Genomic DNA, 446 nt, shown 5'->3' on the forward strand with positions numbered 1-446 from the left:
ATCCTCCAGCAGCTGAGTCAGCTCAGGCGTGATCGCGACCAGTCGCTCCCCGGCTTCGCCGTTCTTCAGGTTCGTTCCCTGGTGTGGGCGGTGTTCCAACCGGAGGTACCGCTCTTCTAGGTTGACGTCGTCGAGATCGAGCGAATGCACACCGCCGATACGCATCCCGGTCTCCCAGAGTAGCGCCATCACGACGTGCTTCTCGCTACCGTAGTGGTATTTTGTGAGATACTCGAGGATTTCTTCAGCAGTGTCCGCATCGAGTGTTTCGTCGCGCTGCCGCTCTTCGGGAGCGACACGTGGGATCATGATCTTGTCGTAGAGATCCGACGGCACGGCCTCGATCGATGCGGCCCACTTCAGGAAGACGCGCAGCGTCGACATTTGTGCCTTGACCGTGAGCGGACAGAGATCGCCGTCTTCCTTGCGCCAGAGACGGTATTCCT

At 59.4% G+C, this 446-nt stretch carries 1 protein-coding gene; it reads right to left on the reverse strand.

The features are described 5' to 3' along the window. The coding region (locus D3D02_RS19855) for a tyrosine-type recombinase/integrase (protein WP_147435804.1) at positions 1-446 on the reverse strand (446 nt) is incomplete at both ends.

The sequence above is a fragment of the Halobellus sp. Atlit-38R genome (genome assembly GCF_003665925.1).
GTDB classification, from domain to species: Archaea; Halobacteriota; Halobacteria; order Halobacteriales; family Haloferacaceae; genus Haloquadratum; species Haloquadratum inordinatus.